Origin of the sequence: Mycolicibacterium frederiksbergense, from assembly GCF_012223425.1 — a bacterium.
In the GTDB taxonomy this organism is placed as follows: domain Bacteria; phylum Actinomycetota; class Actinomycetes; order Mycobacteriales; family Mycobacteriaceae; genus Mycobacterium; species Mycobacterium frederiksbergense.
Genome location: NZ_CP038799.1, coordinates 4,473,133 through 4,492,665 on the forward strand (window position 1 = coordinate 4,473,133; position 19,533 = coordinate 4,492,665).

Annotated in this window: 15 protein-coding genes, 1 tRNA gene and 2 pseudogenes; 10 read left to right on the forward strand and 8 right to left on the reverse strand. The window is 68.0% G+C overall.

From position 1 onward, the window contains the following. Nucleotides 1-22 precede the first annotated feature (22 nt). Nucleotides 23-565 carry a hypothetical protein gene (locus EXE63_RS32550; RefSeq protein ID WP_209999982.1) on the forward strand — a complete coding sequence of 181 codons (543 nt, stop codon included), beginning with the start codon at nt 23-25 and terminating at the stop codon, nt 563-565. After that, entirely contained in the window at nt 562-1,092 is a 531-nt protein-coding gene (locus EXE63_RS24785; RefSeq protein WP_168144119.1) for a hypothetical protein, read from the forward strand. The genes EXE63_RS32550 and EXE63_RS24785 overlap by 4 nt, the downstream gene beginning before the upstream one ends. On the opposite strand, the gene EXE63_RS24790 is transcribed toward EXE63_RS24785, so the two are convergent. The 7 genes from EXE63_RS24790 to EXE63_RS24820 form a co-directional block, all read right to left on the reverse strand. Next, nucleotides 1,069-1,674 carry a class I SAM-dependent methyltransferase gene (locus tag EXE63_RS24790; RefSeq protein WP_168144120.1) on the reverse strand — a complete coding sequence of 202 codons (606 nt, stop codon included), beginning with the start codon at nt 1,672-1,674 and terminating at the stop codon, nt 1,069-1,071. The genes EXE63_RS24785 and EXE63_RS24790 overlap by 24 nt on opposite strands. Before the next feature lie 71 nt (nt 1,675-1,745). Continuing rightward, entirely contained in the window at nt 1,746-3,350 is a 1,605-nt protein-coding gene (locus EXE63_RS24795; RefSeq protein WP_168144121.1) for a dipeptide ABC transporter ATP-binding protein, read from the reverse strand. Continuing rightward, nucleotides 3,347-4,231 carry an ABC transporter permease gene (locus EXE63_RS24800; protein ID WP_168144122.1) on the reverse strand — a complete coding sequence of 295 codons (885 nt, stop codon included), beginning with the start codon at nt 4,229-4,231 and terminating at the stop codon, nt 3,347-3,349. The genes EXE63_RS24795 and EXE63_RS24800 overlap by 4 nt, the downstream gene beginning before the upstream one ends. Continuing rightward, the gene (locus tag EXE63_RS24805; RefSeq protein WP_168145757.1) at nt 4,228-5,178 is read right to left on the reverse strand and encodes an ABC transporter permease; all 951 of its coding nucleotides are present in this window, start codon (nt 5,176-5,178) and stop codon (nt 4,228-4,230) included. The genes EXE63_RS24800 and EXE63_RS24805 overlap by 4 nt, the downstream gene beginning before the upstream one ends. Nucleotides 5,179-5,206: 28 nt before the next feature. Next, nucleotides 5,207-6,730 carry an ABC transporter substrate-binding protein gene (locus EXE63_RS24810; RefSeq protein WP_168144123.1) on the reverse strand — a complete coding sequence of 508 codons (1,524 nt, stop codon included), beginning with the start codon at nt 6,728-6,730 and terminating at the stop codon, nt 5,207-5,209. A 122-nt stretch (nt 6,731-6,852) separates the two neighbouring features. Further along, nucleotides 6,853-7,146, reverse strand: coding sequence for a putative quinol monooxygenase (locus tag EXE63_RS24815; protein WP_168144124.1), 294 nt, complete (start codon nt 7,144-7,146; stop codon nt 6,853-6,855). A gap of 23 nt (nt 7,147-7,169) precedes the next feature. Beyond that, a complete protein-coding gene (locus EXE63_RS24820; protein WP_168144125.1) occupies nt 7,170-9,422 on the reverse strand; it encodes a SpoIIE family protein phosphatase in 2,253 nt (750 codons plus the stop codon). Between the two features lie 181 nt (nt 9,423-9,603). Here EXE63_RS24820 and EXE63_RS24825 point away from each other — a divergent pair, with 181 nt between their 5' ends. From EXE63_RS24825 to EXE63_RS24840, 4 genes are all read left to right on the forward strand, one after another. Further along, nucleotides 9,604-9,981: an STAS domain-containing protein gene (locus tag EXE63_RS24825; RefSeq protein ID WP_168144126.1), complete on the forward strand. Its 378-nt coding sequence runs from the start codon at nt 9,604-9,606 to the stop codon at nt 9,979-9,981. A gap of 33 nt (nt 9,982-10,014) precedes the next feature. Then, nucleotides 10,015-10,758, forward strand: a complete 744-nt coding sequence (locus EXE63_RS24830; RefSeq protein WP_168144127.1) for an alpha/beta fold hydrolase — start codon at nt 10,015-10,017, stop codon at nt 10,756-10,758. A gap of 47 nt (nt 10,759-10,805) precedes the next feature. After that, nucleotides 10,806-12,230 carry an SDR family NAD(P)-dependent oxidoreductase gene (locus tag EXE63_RS24835; RefSeq protein WP_168144128.1) on the forward strand — a complete coding sequence of 475 codons (1,425 nt, stop codon included), beginning with the start codon at nt 10,806-10,808 and terminating at the stop codon, nt 12,228-12,230. Between the two features lie 153 nt (nt 12,231-12,383). Continuing rightward, nucleotides 12,384-13,556 carry a Fic family protein gene (locus tag EXE63_RS24840; RefSeq protein ID WP_168144129.1) on the forward strand — a complete coding sequence of 391 codons (1,173 nt, stop codon included), beginning with the start codon at nt 12,384-12,386 and terminating at the stop codon, nt 13,554-13,556. 112 nt (nt 13,557-13,668) lie between these two features. Here EXE63_RS24840 and EXE63_RS24845 read toward each other — a convergent pair. Beyond that, a tRNA-Arg gene (locus EXE63_RS24845) sits at nt 13,669-13,741 on the reverse strand. On the opposite strand from EXE63_RS24845, the gene EXE63_RS24850 reads away from it, so the two are divergent. The 4 genes and pseudogenes from EXE63_RS24850 (at nt 13,715) to EXE63_RS24865 (ending at nt 19,513) form a co-directional block, all read left to right on the forward strand. After that, entirely contained in the window at nt 13,715-14,089 is a 375-nt protein-coding gene (locus EXE63_RS24850; RefSeq protein WP_234904258.1) for a group I intron-associated PD-(D/E)XK endonuclease, read from the forward strand. The two genes, EXE63_RS24845 and EXE63_RS24850, sit on opposite strands and share 27 nt — an antisense overlap. 98 nt (nt 14,090-14,187) lie before the next feature. Further along, nucleotides 14,188-15,656 (forward strand): annotated as a pseudogene (locus tag EXE63_RS24855) (wax ester/triacylglycerol synthase family O-acyltransferase). Further along, entirely contained in the window at nt 15,653-17,173 is a 1,521-nt protein-coding gene (locus EXE63_RS24860; RefSeq protein WP_168144130.1) for an HAD-IB family hydrolase, read from the forward strand. Before EXE63_RS24855 ends, EXE63_RS24860 begins: the two are co-directional and overlap by 4 nt. Continuing rightward, nucleotides 17,170-19,513 (forward strand): annotated as a pseudogene (locus EXE63_RS24865) (glycerol-3-phosphate 1-O-acyltransferase). The gene EXE63_RS24860 and the pseudogene EXE63_RS24865 overlap by 4 nt, the downstream one beginning before the upstream one ends. Nucleotides 19,514-19,533 lie beyond the last annotated feature (20 nt).

Here is a 19,533-nt window from a genome sequence, read left to right on the forward strand (position 1 = left end):
CTCAACGGAGGAATCCTCGACAATGCCGCAGGCGCGGCACCCGGCGGCCTCGCCGCTGCCGAAGGTGCCATCGCCCAGGGCTCCGGCGGTGGCGGACTTCCGCTCGCCGATGCCGCGGGCAGCGGTGGTGGACTCCCGCTCGCGGACGCAGCCGGTGTCGGCGGCCCTGCCGCCGGTGCGATCGAGGACGCGGCCGCGGTGGCGATCCCCGCGGGTGACGCGGGAGCCGGAGCCGGCGGTGCCGGAGCCGGTGGTGGCGCTGGAGGTGCTGGCGCCGGCGGCGGTGGTGGCGCCGGTGGTGCCGGAGCGGGCGGCGGTGGCGGAGCGGCCGGCGGTGCAGGTGGCGGCGGCGCGGGTGCTGGTGGTGCCGGAGCGGGCGGCGGCGGCGCGGCGGGCGGCGGTGCCGGTGGTGCCGGAGGAGCCGGAGCTGGTGGCGGTGGCGGTGCAGGTGGTGCCGGAGCGGGCGGTGCGGGTGCCGGCGGCGGTGGCGCTGCCGGTGGCGGTGCGGCCGGCGGTGGCGCAGCGGGCGCAGCCGGGGCTGGTGGTACCGGAGCCGGTGGCGTGAACGCCGCGGTCGTCGGGCCGCTGATGGCCAGCACCGGCGGACTCGGAGCCGTGCAGGCCGTGACCGCACCCGCGGTGGCAGCCGTTCAGGCGGCGGCCCCTGCCGCCGCAGTGGGCGGCGGCGCCGCGGGCGTGAGCGGTGGTGGCGGTACCGCCTTCGCTGGCATACCCGGTGTGATGGCACCCGCAGCCGGTGCAGCATCAGGTATCCCGGGGATGGTCATGGCGCCGTTGGCCGGTGTGACCGGCATCCTGGCCGAGATGCTGCCGCAGCCCTCGCTCGGCATGCCGAGCGGAACAGGTCTGACCGGCATGCTGCCGACACCTCAGCTCAACATGCCTTCGGTGAGTGGACTCCCGGTGCCGGTGCCCACACAGGTGTCCATGCCGACCGACCTGGTCTGTGAGGGTGTGGGCGGATGGTCGTTGTCGACGCCGGGAACCGGCAGTGTGATGCCGGACGCCACGGCAGCGGCAACGGTCCGCCAAGACGACTGGGACCAATCACCCAAGCGTGCAGGTCAATAGGTAGCGGTAGTACAGGGCGCGCCGGATCACGGCGCCCGGCAGCACGTCGCCGGCCACGCGTCGAATCTCGTCGAGAGACTCACGCGGGTCGGCGACGGCCACGCCGATATCCGGGACCTCGGAGTTCCGCCACGACCCGACACGCACCGCGGGCAGGCAGATCGCCGACCAGATCCAGTCGCGGACAGTCTTGTTCGCGCTGAGCCCCACGACGGCGATGGTGCCGCCCGGGTTCAGCATGCCGCGCGCCCGGACCAGCGCCGCCCGGGTATCCATATGATGCAGGCTCGCCACGAAGGTGATCAGGTCGAATCGCTGCGATCCGGGATCGAAGGCGACGAAGGTGGATTGACGCACCTGGACCCCGGGCAGCGCGCCGAGTCGTTCATCGGCCCGTTGCACCGACGACGGGTCGGGATCGATCGCGGTGACGGTGCGTGAGACCGGTGCCAGCCGTTGGGCCAGCAGCCCGTCGCCGCAACCGACATCGAGCACATCACCCGCTCGTTGTGCGGCGATGCCGAGCAACCACGGGTGGTAGGCGGTGTTGTGGTTCCAGTACTGGTCGTCGGATGCTCCCATGCCCACCCACTGTGCCAGCGCCGCCAAAGAGGTGCGGCGACCGCCGGCGGCGCCGACGAGATCACCCTCGATCAGGCCCGGGCCAGGCGGTCCGGCGGTACCGCAGCCAGCAGCGCGCGGGTGTACTCGTGCTCCGGCGCGGCGAAAAGCTCAGCGGCGGGCCGGTACTCGACACATTCACCGGCGCGCAGCACCAACACGTCGTGGCTCACCCGTTCGATGACCGCCAGATCATGCCCGATGAACAGGTAGGTCAACCCGAGATCGCGCTGCAGCTCCAGCAGCAGCTCCAGCACCTTGGCCTGCACCGACACATCCAGGGAAGCGGTGGCCTCATCGAGGATCAGCAGTTCGGGCTGCACGGCCAGCGCCCGGGCGATGTTCACCCGCTGGCGTTGCCCACCGGAAAGCTCGTGCGGGTAGCGGGACGCGAACGATGCGGACAGGCCGACGGCATCCAGGAGTTCGCCGACCCGGGCGTCGCGCTTCGTGCGGTCCGCCACCAGCCGGTGCACGACGAGCGGTTCGGCGATCGACGTCCCCACCGGCATGCGGGGGTTCAGCGAGGCGAACGGGTCCTGCATGACCAGGCTGATGCGCTGCCGCACGGTTTTGCGCTGTGCGCCCGGCACATTGAGCACATCGGTGCCGTCCAGCGCCGCGCTGCCCGACTCGGGCGCAACCAGGCCGGTGAGCGCCGAGGCGACGGTGGACTTCCCCGAACCGGATTCGCCCACCAGGCCCAGGGTGGCGCCCCGACGGATCCGGAACGACAGATTCTTGACCGCGTGCACCACCGACCTCCCCGTCGGGGTGCTCACCGGGAACCGGATGTCGAGGCCGTCGACATCCAGCAACACCGGCGCGTCGGACGGCGGAGCGGGCGGACCACTACCGCCCAATACCGGCCGGGCGCTGAGTAATTCGCGGGTGTAGGGTTCGCGGGGCCGATCGAAGATCTCGTCGACGCTCGCCTGCTCGACGACCTCCCCGCTGCGCAGCACCGTGACGGTGTCGGCCACCTCGCCGATGACCCCGAGGTCATGACTGATCCACACCACCGCGGTCCCGAAATCGCGCTGCAGGTCCCGGATCAGTTCGATGATCTGGGCCTGGGTGGTGACGTCGAGCGCGGTGGTGGGCTCGTCGGCGATCAGCAGTTCCGGATCGCAGGCCAGCCCGATGGCGACCATCACGCGTTGGCGTTGCCCGCCGGAGAGCTGATGTGGATAGCTGCGCAGCCGGTTCTGCGGTTCGGGCAGACCCACCGCCTCCAGTAGTTCCAGTGCGCGGGTGTGGGCCTGTCTGCGCGTCTGATTCTTGTGCGTCTCCAGGGATTCGGTGATCTGGCGTTCCACCGTCAGCAGCGGGTTCAGTGAGGTGCCGGGATCCTGGAAGACGAAACCGATCCGGCCGCCGTGCACCCGGCGCAGCGTGCGTGCCGACGCGCCGACGAGTTCCTGGTCCCCGGCGAGGACGCTGGACCCGCTGACCTGGGCGCCCGGCGCGTCGAGCAGTCCGGTGGCGGCCAGCACGGTCATCGACTTGCCGGAACCGGACTCACCGACGATGCCGAGAGTCTGTTCGGGTTCGACGACCATCGACACCTCGCGCACTATCTCCCGGCGCCCGATGCGCACCCCCAGCCCGCTGACGGCCAGCACTGAACCACTCATCGTCGCCTCCGCGCTTCGATCATGGTGCGCTGCTTGGGGTCCAGGACATCACGAAGGCCGTCGCCGAGCAGGTTGCAGGCCAGCACGATGACGAAGATGGCCAGACCCGGGAACACGGCCATCCACCAGGCCAGCGTGACGAAACCCTGGGAGTCGAAGATCATCCGTCCCAGCGAGGGTTGCGGAGGCTGTAATCCCAGCCCTAGGAAGGACAGCGCCGCCTCCGACAGGATCGCGAAGGCCAGCGACAGCGATGTCTGCACGATCAGCGGGCCGGTGATGTTGGGCAGGATGTGCCGGGTCAGGATGAAACCCGAGCCGGTGCCCATGGTGCGCGACATCGCCACATACGGCTCCACCCGGACCGAGAGCGTGCTGGCGCGGGCCACCCGCGCGAAGATCGGCACGTAGACGACGCCGATCGCCAGGATCGTGGTGGTCAGGCCCGGCCCGAGGACGGCGACGATGGCCAGGGCCAGCAGCAGCACCGGGAACGCGAACATCACATCGACGATCCGCATCACCACGGTGTCCAACCAGCCGCCGCGGTAGCCGGCGAGCACGCCCAGCGTGACACCGACCACGGCGGCAAAGGCGACGCTCACCACCGCCACCTTCATCGAGGCCTGCACGCCCATCAGCACCCGTGACAGCACATCGCGGCCCAGTTCGTCGGTGCCCATCCAGTGCGCGCCGCTGGGTGGACGCAATGCCTGGGGCACATCGACGTCGTTGACGCCGTACGGCGTGATGAAGGAGGCGGTCACCGCGATGACGAAGACCGCGCCGAGCACCAGGGCGCTCAGCACGGTCACCGGGTTGCCGGCCAGCAGCCGCCAGGCCCTGGTCCGCTGGTCGCCGGCGAGTCCTTGTTCGGTCATGACAGCCGGATCCTCGGATCGACAACCGCGTACAGCAGATCGACCAACAGGTTGACCACCAGGAACAGCACCGCCATCAGCAACACCGCGCCCTGGATCACCGGGTAATCCCGCGCGGCCACCGAGTTGAACACCAACCGGCCCAGGCCGGGCCAGGCGAACACCACTTCGACGACGATGATGCCGCTGAGGATGGTGGCCAGCTGGATGCCGGTGATGGTGAGGATCGGGACCAGTGCGTTGCGCACGGTGTGGCGCATCGTCACCACCCGGGGTGGAAGGCCTTTCGAGCGGGCGGTGCGGACGTACCCCATGGCGGTCACCTCCAGCACCGCCGACCGGACATAGCGGGTCAAGATGGCCGCGGCCACCAGGCCCACGGTCAGCCCGGGCAGGATGACGTGGCGCAGCCAGCCGCCCGGGTCCTCGAACAGCGGGCGGTACCCCGAGGTCGGCAGCCAGCCCAGCACCGTGGAGAACAACGAGATGAGCAGGATGCCGAGCCAGAAGTCGGGCACCGACACACCGAATTGGCTGGTGATACGCACGATCGCGTCGCTGGCCCGGCCTTCCCGCAGCGCGGAGTAGATCCCGGCGGGCAGCGCGATCGCCAGCGCCAGGGTAATGCCGACGAGCGCGAGGGACACCGTCGCCGGCAGCCGCTCCAGCAGGATCTCGGTGACCGGGTCGCCGTTGCGGAAGCTGACGCCCAGGTTGCCGGTGGCCGCATGCCCGAGATAGCCGAAGAACTGGCCGATCAGTGGCTGGTCCAGCCCACTGGCCTGGCGCAGCGCCGCGTACGCCTCGGGCGTGTAGCGGGTACCGAGCGCGATCCGCACGGGATCGCCGGGAACCAGATGGACCAGCGCGAACACCACGATGAGCACACCCACCAGCACCACCAGCGAGTACGCCAGCCGCCGGGCCAGGAACGTCAGGACCGTCACCGCGGGCACCCGCTCTTCGCGCACGCGCTCATCGGTCCGCACCACCGGAGTCCAGGACGGCGTCGCGGAACCGGATCGCCTTGTCGCGCCGTGCCTCGTACCCGGACAGGCCGGGGGTCCAGGCCTGCAGCACCGCCGGGTTGTACAGATACAGGTAGCTCACCTCATCGGCGATCAGGGTGGCCGCCTGCGCGTAATCCTCTTTGCGCGCTTGCTGATCGGTTTCGGTGCGGCCGGCATCGAGCAGCGCGTCCACCCGCGGGTCGGAGAATTTCTGGGCATTGCTCGTGCCGTCGGTGTGGTGCTGGGCGTAGTAGAAGTCGTCGGGGTCGATATTGCCCAGCCAACCCATCATCAGCATGTCGAACCGTCCGCTGTTCTGTTCGTCGAGCCAGGTGGCGAAGTCGACGGTGCGAATATTCGCGGTGATGCCAAGGGGCGCAAGGTTGTCGGCGATCACCTGGGCGGCGGTGACGGTCTGCGGATACTCGGTGGTGACCAGCAGGTCCATGGTCGACGGTGTCACGCCGGCCTCTTGCAACAGCGCCCGGGCCTTGTCCAGGTTTTGGCTGTAGCGGTCATAGGGCACGAACCACGGGTTGCCTTCGGGGATGGCCAGTTGATTGGCCTGCGCCGTACCGTAACTGGTGGCCTGCACGATCGACGGCCGGTCGATGGCATAGGCCACGGCCTGCCGGACGCGCACATCGTTCCACGGCGGCCGGGCCAGATTGAGTGCCAGATACCAGTAGTCGTTGCTGGGTGTCTGGGCGAGATGCAGCGAGTCGTCGTTGCGCAGCTGGGTGACCCGCTGCGGCGGCACGGCGTCGGTCCAGTCGACCTCACCGGCCTGCAGAGCGGACAGCGCGGTCGAGGGTTCACTGATGAACCGGTAGGTCACCCCAGGGACCTGCGGGGCGCCGCCCCAGTACCTATCGTTGGCGCGCAGGGTGATCGAGTCACCGCTCTTCTGCCCGACGAAGGAGAACGGGCCGGTGCCGATCGGGTGCGTCGCGATCTGTCCGTCTTCGACATTCGCGCGCTGCACGATTGCCATCCCCTTGAATCCACCGAGGTTGGTCAGCAGATTCGGGGTCGGACGCGCCAGGGTGATGCGAACCGTGAGGTCGTCGGTGGCGCTGACATAGGTGATGGCACTGAACTTGTCGACGTTGGTCAGTTCCTCGTCGATGATGCGGCGGTAGGAGTAGACGACGTCGTCGGCGGTCAACGGGCTGCCGTCGTGGAAGGTGACGCCGGGCCGCAGCCGGAAGGTCCAGACCAGCTGGTCCGGGGAGGTCTCCCAGGACTCGGCGAGTGCCGGGCGCATGTTCAGATCGGCGTCGGGTTCGACGAGCGTGTCGTAGACGTTCTCCAACACTTCGAACGAGAAGTAGGCACTGGTCTTGTGTGGATCGAGCTGGTCGGGTTCCCCCGAGATCGCGGCGATCAGATTGCCTGAGTCCTGGCCCAGATCGACGCGCTGCCCGGTGGAGCATGCCCCGCAGGTGAGGACGACCATTGCGGCGAGCACGGCCGCGAGCAGTCGCATATCCGTCACTTTCCGCCTCGGCCTACAGGTCACCGACGTCTACCCGCCTCGTTCGGCTTTTACACTTCCCGGGGTTCGGGCAGCTCAGAGCGCTTTGACACGGTGCCGACCGTCTGACGCGCTCAGACGTCGCTGGTGGTGTACCGCGTCTTGACCGGAGGTGCGGTCAGCAACGCGGGCACCTCGGTGAGCTTGCCTTCGCCGGCCCGGAAGGCGCGGTAAGCCTCATCGTGTTCGACGGACTCCCAGAGTTCGTAGATCAGCCAGTGGCCCTCGTCGGTCTCGTCGACGAGGACATCGGTGCCCAGATTGCCGGGGAACGCCCGGGTATCGGCGAGGGCCCGGCGGAAGATGTCGCGCGCGTCGGCGACGGATTCGGGCTTGATCTTCAGTTCGAGGACAACGGTGACCGGCATGGACGACAACATACCGCCGCGCGTCACAGGCGTTGCAGCGTGATGACGGTGACGTCATCGTCGGTCTCGCTGGATGCCAGTGCATTCGAGATACCCGACGCGGACAGATCACCGGCCTGGCCGAGCACGCCGGCCAGCCTGTCGATCCCGTCGTCGATCGTCGAGTCGCGTCGCTCCACCAGGCCGTCGGAGAACATCACCAGGCCCTGGCCGTGATCGAGGGTGAAGGTGCTCGGCACGTACTGCACACCCCGCACACCGATCGGCGGGGACAGCTGCACCGGTGCCTGCTCGACCACCGGGCCGGTGCGATAGGGCATCAGATGCCCGGCCGAGGCCGCCTCCACCTGACCGGAATCCAGATCGACCCGGGCGGCGATCACCGTCGCGAACGTCCGGGGCATCAGATGCAGGCTGAACGCATTGAGCTGACTCAATGCCTGAGCCGGTGTGGCCCCGGCGAACAGCTGTGAGCGCAATGCACCCCGCAGTTGTGCCATCGCCCCGGCGGCGGGCAAGCCATGGCCGGCGACATCACCGAGCAGCGCGATGAGCCGTCCGTCCGGGAGCTGGAAAGCGTCATACCAATCGCCGCCCACCCGGCCGCCGGCGGCGGGACGGTAGTCCGCCGACAGCTCCCAGCCGGGGATGAACGGCAACGAGGCGGGCTGCAGGCTGCGCTGCAGCATCTCGGCGGCCCGCAGCGCCCCGCGGGTGCGGCGGTACAGCTCCTCGACGAGGTGGCGGCGCAGTGTCTCGGCGGTCTCGAGCTGGATGGGTCCCCAGGGCTCACCGCATCCTTGGACCACCTCGCGCCAGCGTTCGAAAGACTTGCGCGGACTGAGCCGGACCCCGTCACCCTGCTGCACCGCGATGGCCTTGTTGTGCGGGTCACCGCCCCAGTCCACCGCCCGCAATGCCTCCTGGCGGAACCAGATGATGTATTGCTCGTCGGGCAGATTCAACGCCAGAGCACCCGCCGCGACACCGGGATCCAGTCCGGGGAGATCGTCGGCCAGGCATTCGGAGGAGGCGATTTCCGTACCGGCGCCCCGCGCCCAACCCACGACCTGTGCCACCACCTCTGCGGTCGGCACGGCCCCCAGTTCGTGGTACTCGCCGCCGAGGCTGACCGCCACGCCGGCGGCGGGCAGCAGGTCCAGCAGGCTGGGGGAGCGCAGCAGTGCCGACGCGACGGATTCACGCTCGTCCAGTGTTGCCGCGGTCACGTGGGCGAGCATGGACTGGGCTGCCAGGCGCTCGCGCAACTGGTCGTCGTCGAACCGGTCGATGAGGCGCAAGGACAGTGTGGAACCGAGGAATTCGGCGGCGGCCCGGGCGCCGTACGGCGGCAGGTGCGGCCCGGCGTAGTGGTGGCACGCGATCAATCCCCAGAGCCGGCCGTGGCGCAGCAGCGAAATCGACATCGACGCACGCACACCCATGTTCTGCAGGTATTCGATGTGGATCGGCGAGACGCTGCGCAGGGTGGCGTGCGTGAGATCCAGTGGCGTGCCGCTGTCCGGGTCCATCGTCGGCACCAGCGGCGCCGGCGTGTAATCGACATCGGAGATCAGGCGCAACCAGCTCTTCTCGTACATCGCGCGGGCCTGCGCCGGGATGTCGCTGGCCGGATAGTGCAGGCCGAGAAAGGAATTGAGGTCGTCGCGTTTGCTTTCGGCAACGACTTCGCCGTTGTAGTCACGGTCGTAGCGGTACACCATCACCCGGTCGAACCCGGTGAGATCGCGGATCGCACGGGCGGTGGTCTCGTAGAGCTCGCCCATGGACGAGGCCCGGTTGAGTTCCTCGACCGAGTTGCGCACCGCCTGATAGGTGTTCGGGAAGGAGAACGGCCGTTCCCCGTAGGCGATTTCGAGCTCGACCAGCAGCACGCCGCCAGGTTCACGATGCATCAACGCATCGAACGGCCGGGACCGGCCGTCAACGGTGAGCTCCAACTCCAGCGGATTACGTTGTCGCAGATCGCCGAACGCCGCCGCCGACTGCTGGACCCGGGCGGCCTGCGCGGTACCGATCAGCGCCGACAGGTGCCGGCCCAGAACGTCGTCGACGGCCACGCCGAGCAGATCGGCGACGTTGGCGCTGACCTGGCGGATCTCGAAGTCGGGCTCGCGGACGACGGCGAGCACTCCGCGCGGCTGGATGCTGCCCGGGATGTGGATCGGCTCGCGCGCGCAGTTGTCGAGATCGATGGGCGTGCCGGCCGGCAGCAGATCGTCGGCGGCGGCGCCGTCGGTAGTGTCACGCGACATTGGTCCACCCCCAGGTTGCGGTCCTGACTTCCCGTCTCGAGAGTGCCAGGCCACCCCTTGTCTGGTCACACCGACGTGGCGGTTGCCGTAAGCTCAAGATCAGTAAGCGTTCTAACTTGCCCGGTTGAGCCACAGCCCGCGAGACATTGCGCGCCGAATCTACGCTTCCGCGAGGTATTCGATGACTCAGCAATTCGTATCCGGTCCGTCGTCGTTGGTATGCACCGAGACGTGGCACGCCACGACCGTGGTGATCAGCTGCTCCGGCGTGGTTGACATGCTCACCGCTCCGCACATGGGCCAGCTCATCGCGACGGCCCTGGACAAGCGACCGTCGATGGTGATCATCGACCTGACCGAGACCACCATGTTCGCGTCCTGCGGTATGTCGCTGCTGGTCGAGACGAAGGAAAAGCTGTCCGAGGACGCGTCGCTGGTCGTCGTCGCCGACGGGCCCATCACCCGGCGTCCGCTGGAACTGGTCGGGCTGTCGGCGTTCCTCACGCTGCGCTCCACACTGGCTGAAGCGCTCGGGGAAGTGTCGGTCGCCGAGGGCTGAGACACCCGCACGCGCTTCGTGCACGATGACCCCATGACTGTCGTATTCGTGCATGGGAACCCGGAGACGAATGCCATCTGGGGGCCGTTGATCGATGCCCTCGGGCGTGACGATGTCGTCACCCTGTCCCCGCCCGGGTTCGGTGCGCCGCTGCCGGATGGATTCGACCCCACCTACCTGGCCTACCGGGACTGGCTGGAACAGGAACTCGAACGGATCGAGGGGCCCATCGACCTGGTCGGTCACGACTGGGGCGGCGGGCATGTCGTCAACGTCGTCATGCACCGCCCCGAACTGGTCCGGAGCTGGGTCAGCGATATCGTCGGCGTCTTCGATCCCGAGTACGTCTGGCACGACATGGCGCAGATCTGGCAGACGCCGGAGGTCGGCGAGCAGTACGTCGTGGCCATGATGGCCGGAACTGCCGAGGAGCGGATCGCGGCGGTGGCCGCCATGGGTATCGGACCCGAGATCGCACCGGCCCTGGTGGCGGCGCAGAACGCCGACATGGGCGCGGCGATCCTGCGGCTGTACCGCTCGGCGGCCCAGCCTGTGCTCGCCAAGGCGGGAGGCGCACTCGAAAACGCCGCAGCTCGTCCCGGGCTGGCCATCCTTGCCACCGAAGACCACTTCGTGGGTTCCGACGAGATCAGGCGCCGGGCGGCGGGCCGTGCCGGTGCCCGCACCGAGGTCCTCGACGGACTGGGGCACTGGTGGATGATCGAGGATCCGGCCCGCGGCGCCGAGGTGCTGACAAGCTTCTGGGCCGCCCTCTGACGCTCGGCGAATAGGAACTCGGGGCCTGGTCGCCGTACCCTTGCGCGGTGACTGCGATCGATCCGGACAAGCTGCGCGCCTGCCTTCAGGTGCTGGCCGAGGTCGAATCGCTGCCGCCCGAGCACCCCGACGCGGTCGCCGTCCGACGCGCCACCGCCGGCATCTTCAAGTCGGTGCGCAAGGCGCGCAGGCACGCCAAACGCGACGCGGTGGCCGAGGCCGACAAGGCCGTCATCGCCGCGACGGCCACCGGGGCGCCCGGGCGTATCGACGACGAGACCGCCGGCCTGCCGCTGGTGTCGTCGGTGACCGGTGCCTCCGCGGGAACCCTGCTGCGGTCGCGGGCCTGCTACATCTGCAAGAAGCAGCACACCGTCGTCGACGCCTTCTACCACCAGCTGTGTCCGGAGTGCGCGGCGTTCAGCCATGCCAAACGCGATGCTCGCACCGATCTCACCGGCCGCACCGCGCTGCTGACCGGCGGGCGCGCCAAGATCGGCATGTACATCGCGTTGCGCCTGCTGCGCGACGGCGCGCACACCACCATCACCACCCGATTCCCGAATGACGCGGTGCGGCGCTTCGCCGCCATGGAAGACAGCGCCGACTGGCTGCACCGGCTGCGGATCATCGGCATCGATCTGCGTGACCCCGCCCAGGTGGTGGCGCTGGCGGACACGGTGGCCGCCCACGGCCCGCTGGACATCCTGATCAACAACGCCGCCCAGACGGTGCGCCGGGCGCCCGGCTCCTATTCGGCACTCGTCGAGGCCGAACGCAGCGCGCCGCCGGAGCTGGCACATGTCGACGTGGTGACCTTCGACCGGGTCAGCGACGCGCACCCGGCGGCACTGGCGGGCAGCCTCGCCGACCACCAGACCCCGCACGCCCTGACCGAGCTGGCCCTGACCGCCCGCAGCGCCTCACCGGAACGGATCGCCGCGGGCACCGCCATCGATGCCGGCGGGCTGCTGCCCGACACGGCGCCGATCAACAGCTGGACCCAGCGGGTGCACGAGGTCGATGCGATGGAGCTGCTGGAGGTGCAGCTGTGCAACCAGACCGCGCCGTTCATCCTGGTCAGCCGCCTGCGCCCGGCGATGGCCGCCTCACCGGCCCGGCGCAAGTACGTCGTCAACGTCTCGGCGATGGAGGGCCAGTTCGGCCGCCGCTACAAGGGGCCCGGGCACCCGCACACCAACATGGCCAAGGCCGCGTTGAACATGCTCACCCGCACCAGCTCCGCGGAGATGCTGGAGCAGGACGGCATCCTGATGACCGCCGTGGATACCGGTTGGATCACCGATGAGCGTCCGCACCCGACCAAACTGCGCCTGGCCGAGGAGGGCTTCCATGCCCCGCTCGATCTGGTCGACGGCGCCGCCCGCGTCTACGACCCGATCGTGCGCGGTGAGGCCGGCGAGGACCTGCACGGCTGTTTCCTGAAGGATTACGCGCCCAGCGAGTGGTAGCTGGGCCACTGTTCACGAGATTGCAGATATCGCGTGGAAGTGCGAGTGGCTCGCGCAGAAACAGCAATCTCGCGGTCCAGGGGCTCGCCACAACTGAAGTCCACCCTGCCCATTAACTTCACTTAGCTCGATAAGTGAAGTTAAAGTATCTCGATGACTTCACTTCGTCCCATCGCCCACGAGGACGTTTGTTGGGAACCGCAGGGGATGAGGTACTCGCGCGTCGCGCGGCCGAGGTACGGCACTTATCACCCCTGCGTGCCGGTCGCCATTGCAGACCTGGCACTCGACTTGCCGCCGTCGGTGCTCGTCGAGGCTGAGTCGGCCAGCCGCGAGATCGCACGGTTTGACGCCGAGCTCGGCGGCGAGATCGCACCGTTTGCTTCAGTGTTGCTGCGGTCGGAATCCGCCGCGAGCTCGCAGATCGAGAACCTGACCGCATCGGCACGCGCGATCGGCGAGGCCGAGCTGCCCGGCGGCAAAGCCAAGCGCAACGCGGCAATGGTCGTCGCCAACACCGCGGCGATGCGGGCGGCGGTCGCACTGTCCGATACCGTCGACGCCGAGGCTGTCCGGGCGATGCACCGTGCGTTGATGATCAACGATCCGAGTCACACGCCGGGCGAATTCCGCACCGAGCCGGTGTGGATCGGCGGCGGGTCGACTCCCATCGGCGCGACATTTGTCGGCCCGCGCCATGAGTTGGTCCCCGGGGCGATCGACGATCTGGTCGCTTTCGCGCAGCGCGCTGACCTTCCCGCGCTGCCGCAGATAGCAGTGAGCCACGCACAGTTCGAGACCATTCACCCCTTCACCGACGGCAACGGCCGCACGGGTCGCGCCTTGGTGCAAGCGATGCTGCGCAACAAAGGTCTGTCGCGTCAGGTCACGGTGCCGGTCTCAGCCGGGTTGCTGGCCGACACCGATGGGTATTTCGCCGCCTTGACGAGCTACCGCGAGGGCGATGCCGCCCCCATTGTCGGGCGGTTCTCGCAGGCCACGGTCCTGGCCATCGCCAACGGACGACAGTTGGTTGACGAACTGCGTGACATCCGGGAAACCTGGAACGACGTGATCACCGCACGTGCCGACTCCGCGGTCTGGAAGGTCGCAGATTTGTTGACCCGTCGCCCGGTTGTGAATGCCGCGTTGCTCGCGCAGGAGCTGGGCATCGAGTCCACCAACGCACACCGCTACCTCAACCCGCTCACCGAGGCGGGAATCCTCGTCGAGTCAACGAATGGAGCTCGGAACCGGGTGTGGCGTTCTCCCGACGTACTTGCCGCGCTCGACGCCTTCGCCGAACGCGCCGGCCGGCGCGGCTGATCAGCTGTTTCCTCAAGGACTGCGCGCCCAGCGAGGCCATCGGGGTTTGTCGGACCGACGCGCTACGGTGCACTCAAGAACGAGAAGCACACGGCAATTGATCGAAATGTAGTACCCCCGACAGGATTCGAACCTGCAACCGACCGGGTAGAAACCGGATGCGCTATCCGTTGCGCCACGGGGGCAAGTCGGACCACCGTAATCTACACCGCGGCGATGTCTTTGAAGAAACGGATGCGCACGACGTGGGCTGCTCGCACCGCATTCGACGAAATGGGCGATCAGTGGTTCGACATCACACCAAAGACAAGGGCGACCTCGGTGTCGCCAAAGCACACGCCGACCTGGTGAGCAAGGGGTTCTACGTGCTTTTCCCGACTACCGAGCACGCGCCGTTCGACCTCGTTGCGTACGCGGACGGTGCGTTTCACCGGGTCCAGGTGAAATATCGGTCGGCGCGTGGAGGCGCCGTCCACCTCAACCTCCGATCCACATCTGAAGCCGCGATGAATTCCGACGTCGCCGCCGGATGACAGCTACGAAAGCTGCGTCGCACCCCGGCGCCGCCGACTAGCGTGGACGCTGCACGGTGACCGCTGGTGGAGCGCCGCGCAGGAGGAGAGTTCGCGCGATGAGCAAGGTGCCGTTGGATGCGGCGGGGCTGCCCAGAAACTGAACGGCGTCGACACATTGCTGCACCGCGGGGAGGCCAATCCCCGCACCCGGTCGGGCATCATGGGCGTCGAACTGCTTGACACCACCCCCGATTGGGAGCGGTTTCGCGCCGTGTTCGAGCAGGCGTCGCGCAAGGTGCTGCGGTTACGCCAGAAGGTCGTGATGCCGACGCTGCCCACGGCCTCGCCGCGCTGGGTGGTCGACCCCGACTTCAACCTCGACTTCCACGTGCGGCGGGCGCGGGTCCCGGAACCGGGCACCCTGCGCCAGGTGCTCGATCTGGCCGAGATCGCGCTGCAGTCCCCGATGGACATCACCCGGCCGCTGTGGAGTGCCACCCTCGTCGAAGGGCTGGCCGACGGTCGGGCCGCCACCATCCTGCACCTGAGCCATGCCGTCGCCGACGGGGTCGGCACGGTCGAGATGTTCGCCCACATCTACAACCTGGAACGCGATGTCGAGGTCGGTGAGCTTGCACCCCTGCCGATTCCGCAGGATCTGTCGGCCAATGACCTGATGCGGATGGGCATCAACCGGCTGCCCATGAAGATCACCAACAGCATGCTGGGCCTGCTCGGCGGTGCGGTGCACGCGGTCACCAACGTGGTGCGTGATCCGGCCGCCGCGGTCAGCGGCGTCGTGGACTATGCGTTGTCGACCACCCGGGTGTCCCGGCCGGTCGCCGATCACTCGCCGCTGCTGCGCCGCCGCAGCCTCACCTCGCGCAGCGAGGCCATCGACATCGTGTTCGCCGACCTGCACAAGGCCGCCAAGGCCGCGGGCGGATCCATCAACGACGTCTACCTGGCCGGGCTGTGCGGCGCGCTGCGGTACTACCACGAGGCCCTCGGGATGCCGATCGACACCTTGCCGATGGCCGTCCCGGTGAATCTGCGCTCCGATGACGACCCGGCCGGCGGAAACCGTTTTGCCGGCATCAATCTCGCCGCGCCCATCGGCATCGCCGATCCGGAGCGCCGGATCAAGGCGATCCGCTCGCAGATGACCAGCAAGCGCGAGGAACGCGCCATCGACATGGTCGGCACGATCGCGCCGATCGCCAGCTTCCTGCCCGACGCCGTCCTGGAATCGGCGGCCAGTTCGGTGGTCAACTCCGATGTGCAGGCCAGCAATGTTCCAGTCTACCCCGGGGACACCTTCATCGCCGGGGCAAAGGTGCTGCGGCACTACGGACTCGGGCCGCTGCCGGGAGTGGCGATGATGACGGTGCTGGTATCGCGCGGCGGTTACGTCACCGTCACCACCCGCTACGACCGGGCCGCCTTCGTCGACGACGCACTGTGGGCGCGGTGCCTGCTGCGGGGCTTCGACGAGATTCTGGCACTCGGCGGGGAAGGCCGGACCGTGCCGGCCTCCTTCGCCGACCCCGAAACCTCTTCGTCGAATGGGAGTGCTGCGCAATGAGTTCGGCGGACGGACAATCAGGCGGCTCGAAGATCATGCGGCTGCCCGGCACCGTGGCCGAGATCGAGGCGAGCCCAGAGGGGCCCCAGGTGGGCGCCTTCTTCGATCTGGACGGCACCCTGGTCGCCGGATTCACCGGCGTGCTCATGACGCGGGATCAGTTGCGGCGCGGCCAGATGAGCGTCGGCGAGTTCATCGGCATGGTGCAGGCCGGTGTCAACCATCAGCTGGGCCGCTCAGAGTTCGAGGACCTCATCGGCAAGGGTGCGCGCATGCTGCACGGGAACTCGATGAGCGATCTCGACGAACTCGGTGAGCGGTTGTTCATCCAGCATGTCCGCGACCGCATCTACCCGGAGATGCGGGCCATGGTGCGCGCGCACCAGGCCCGCGGCCACACCGTCGTGCTCAGCTCCTCGGCGCTGACGGTGCAGGTGGAACCGGTCGCCCGGTTCCTGGGCATCGACAAGGTGCTGAGCAACAAGTTCAAGGTCGACGATCACGGACTGATCACCGGCGAGGTCGAGGAGCCGGTCATCTGGGGTCCGGGCAAAGCCCATGCCGTACAGAAGTTCTCGGCGGCCAACGGTGTTGATCTGAGCAAGAGCTACTTCTACGCCGACGGCGACGAGGACGTCGCGTTGATGTATCTGGTCGGCAACCCGCGGCCCACCAACCCGGCCGGGAAGCTGGCGTCGGTGGCGCAGAAACGGGGCTGGCCGATCCTGAAGTTCAGCAGCCGCAGCGGCAGCAGCCCGGTGTCCCAGCTGCGCACCCTGGCCAGCCTGGCGACCATCCCGACGGTCGCGGCGGGTGCCATCGGGCTGGGGCTGCTCACCCGCAACAAACGGGTGGGCGTCAACTTCTTCACCTCCAACTGGAGCAGGCTGCTGATGCTGACCACCGGCATCGAGCTCAACGTGCTGGGCGAGGAGAACCTGACCGCGCAGCGCCCGGCGGTGTTCATCTTCAACCACCGCAACCAGGCCGACCCGATGATCGCCGGCCGGCTCGTCAACGTCGACTTCACCGGGGTGGGTAAGAAGGAGCTGGAACGCAACCCGTTGATGGGTCCGCTCGGCAAGGTGATGGACGCGGCCTTCATTGACCGCGACGACACCCAGTCGGCCGTCGAAGGACTGCGCAAGGTGGAAGAGCTTGCCCGCAAGGGTCTTTCCATCCTGATCGCTCCCGAGGGCACCCGGCTGGACACCACCGAGGTCGGCCCGTTCAAGAAGGGGCCGTTCCGCATCGCGATGGCGGCGGGCATCCCCATCGTGCCGATCGTGATCCGCAACGCCGAGGTCATCGCGGCCCGCGATTCCAGCACCTTCAACGCGGGCAAGGTCGATGTCGCGGTGTACCCGCCGATCCCCACCGACGACTGGACCCACGACAACCTGGCCGACCGCATCGCCGAGGTGCGCCGGCTCTACCTGGACACCCTGCTGGACTGGCCGCGTGAGTCGCTGCCCGATGCCGCTGTCTACCAACGTATGCGGGGAGAAGAAGCGTGAAGCAGGTTGTCGAGGACTTCGCCAGTTTCAGCCCGACCGGCGACACCCTCGTGCTGGCCGCGGTGGCCTCGCCGGCCGAACAGGAAATGCTCGACGACTGGCTGCGCCAGCAGCGCCGGGACCGGCCCGAGGCCCGCGTCGAGGTGCTGCTGCTGCCGACGCATTCCGATGACCCGCCGGCCACCGTGATGGCGCGGCTGGTGGAACTGCTCTCGGCCGACCCCGATCGGTCGGTGGTGCCGGTCCGGGTCTTCTGGGTGCCCGGCGGTCTGCCCACGCGGTCCAAGGTGGTCTCGCTGATCTCCGGCCGCGACACCTACCGGCCGCCCGAGCTGCTGCAGCGGCGCATCCTGCGCAAGGATCCCGCGCGCGCCCGGGTGGTGGCCGGTGAACCCGCGAAGGTGTCCGAGCTGCGCCAGCAGTGGAGTGACACGACCGTTGCCGAAAACCCCAGGGAGTTCGCCCGTTTCGTGATCCGACGGGCGATCCTGGCGATCGAACGGGTAGAACTGCGGCTGCTGGGGCCCGAATACAAGTCACCGCGTCTGGTCAAGCCCGAGATGCTGGCCTCGGCGCGGTTCCGTGAGGGCCTGGAGAAGATCCCGGGTGCCACGGTCGACAAGGCCGGCGAGATGCTCGACGAGCTGTCCACCGGGTGGAGTCGCTTCTCCGTGGACCTCATCCCGACGCTGGGCCGGGCCATCTTCAGCCGCGGCTTCGATCCCAGGATCGACTACGACAGCACCGAGATCGAAGCGATGCGACACAGCCTCGAGACCCACCCGGCGGTGCTGCTGTTCTCGCACCGGTCCTACCTCGACGGCGTCATCGTCCCGGTCGCCATGCAGGAGAACAGGCTTCCGCCGGTGCACACCTTCGCCGGAATCAACCTGTCCTTCGGTTTCATGGGACCGATCATGCGGCACTCCGGCGTGATCTTCCTGCGCCGCAAGCTCGACGATCCGCTGTACAAGTATGTGCTGCGTCAGTACGTCGGGTACATCGTGGAGAAGCGCTTCAACCTGAACTGGTCCATCGAGGGCACGCGGTCCCGCACCGGAAAGATGTTGCCGCCCAAGCTCGGACTGTTGTCCTATGTCGCCGACGCCTATCTCGACGGGCGCAGCGAGGACATCCTGCTGCAGCCGGTGTCGATCAGCTTCGACCAGCTGCACGAGACCGCCGAGTACGCCGAGTACGCCCGCGGCGGGGAGAAGACCCCGGAAAGCCTGGCCTGGCTGTACAGCTTCATCAAGGCGCAGGGCGAACGCAACTACGGCAAGATCTACGTCCGCTTCCCCGAAGCGGTGTCCATGCGCCAGTACCTGGGCGAACCCAACGGTCCCATCGCCCAGGACGAGGACACCAAACGGCTGGCCATGCAGAAGATGGCCTTCGAGGTGGCGTGGCGCATCGTGCGGGTCACCCCGGTCAATGCGACGGGACTGGTGTCGGCGTTGTTGCTCACCGCCCGGGGCATGGCACTCACGGTCGGGCAGCTGCACCACACTTTCCAGGACGCACTGGATTATCTTGAGCGCAAAGAGATTCCGATGACCAACAGTGTGCTGCGGCTGCGTACGCCCGAGGGTGTGGGCGCGGCGGTGGATGCACTCTCGGGTGGTCACCCGGTGACCCGGGTGGACGGCGGCCGCGAGCCGGTGTGGCGGATCGCCAGAGACGACGAACACGAAGCCGCGTTCTACCGGAACTCGGTCATCTACGCGTTCCTGGAAACCTCACTCATCGAGCTGGCGCTCGCGCATGCCGCGCGCGCCGAGTCGGACTGGCTCGAGGTGTTCTGGACCCAGGTGATCCGTCTGCGCGATCTGCTGAAGTTCGAGTTCTATTTCGCCGACTCGGCCACCTTCCGGGAGAACATCACCACGGAGATGTCCTGGGTGCCGGACTGGGAGGAGAAAATCGCCTCCGGCCCGACGGCATCGACGCCGTCCTGCAGACCAAGCGGCCCTGCTCGGTTCGGCGATGCTGCGGCCGTTCTTCGAGGCCTACAGAATCGTGGCCGATGTGCTGCGTGATGCCGCGGCGGAGATCCCGGAGGCGGAGCTGACCAAGCTGGCGCTCGGGGTCGGCCGTCAGTATGTGGCCCAGGCCAAGGTGCGTAGCGCCGAGTCGGTATCGGCGCTGCTGTTCACCACCGCGCGCCAGGTGGCCGCCGATCAGGGGCTGCTACGCCGCGCCGATGATCTGTCGGCGCGGCGGACGGCGTTTCTGACCGAGATGCGCGGCATCCTTGCCGACATGGACACGGTCGAAGTCGCCTCCCGCGAGCAGTTCCTTGCGCGTGAGCGGGCCTCACGCCAGTCCGCGGGTCGCTGAGCGCGCCACTTACCCTTGAC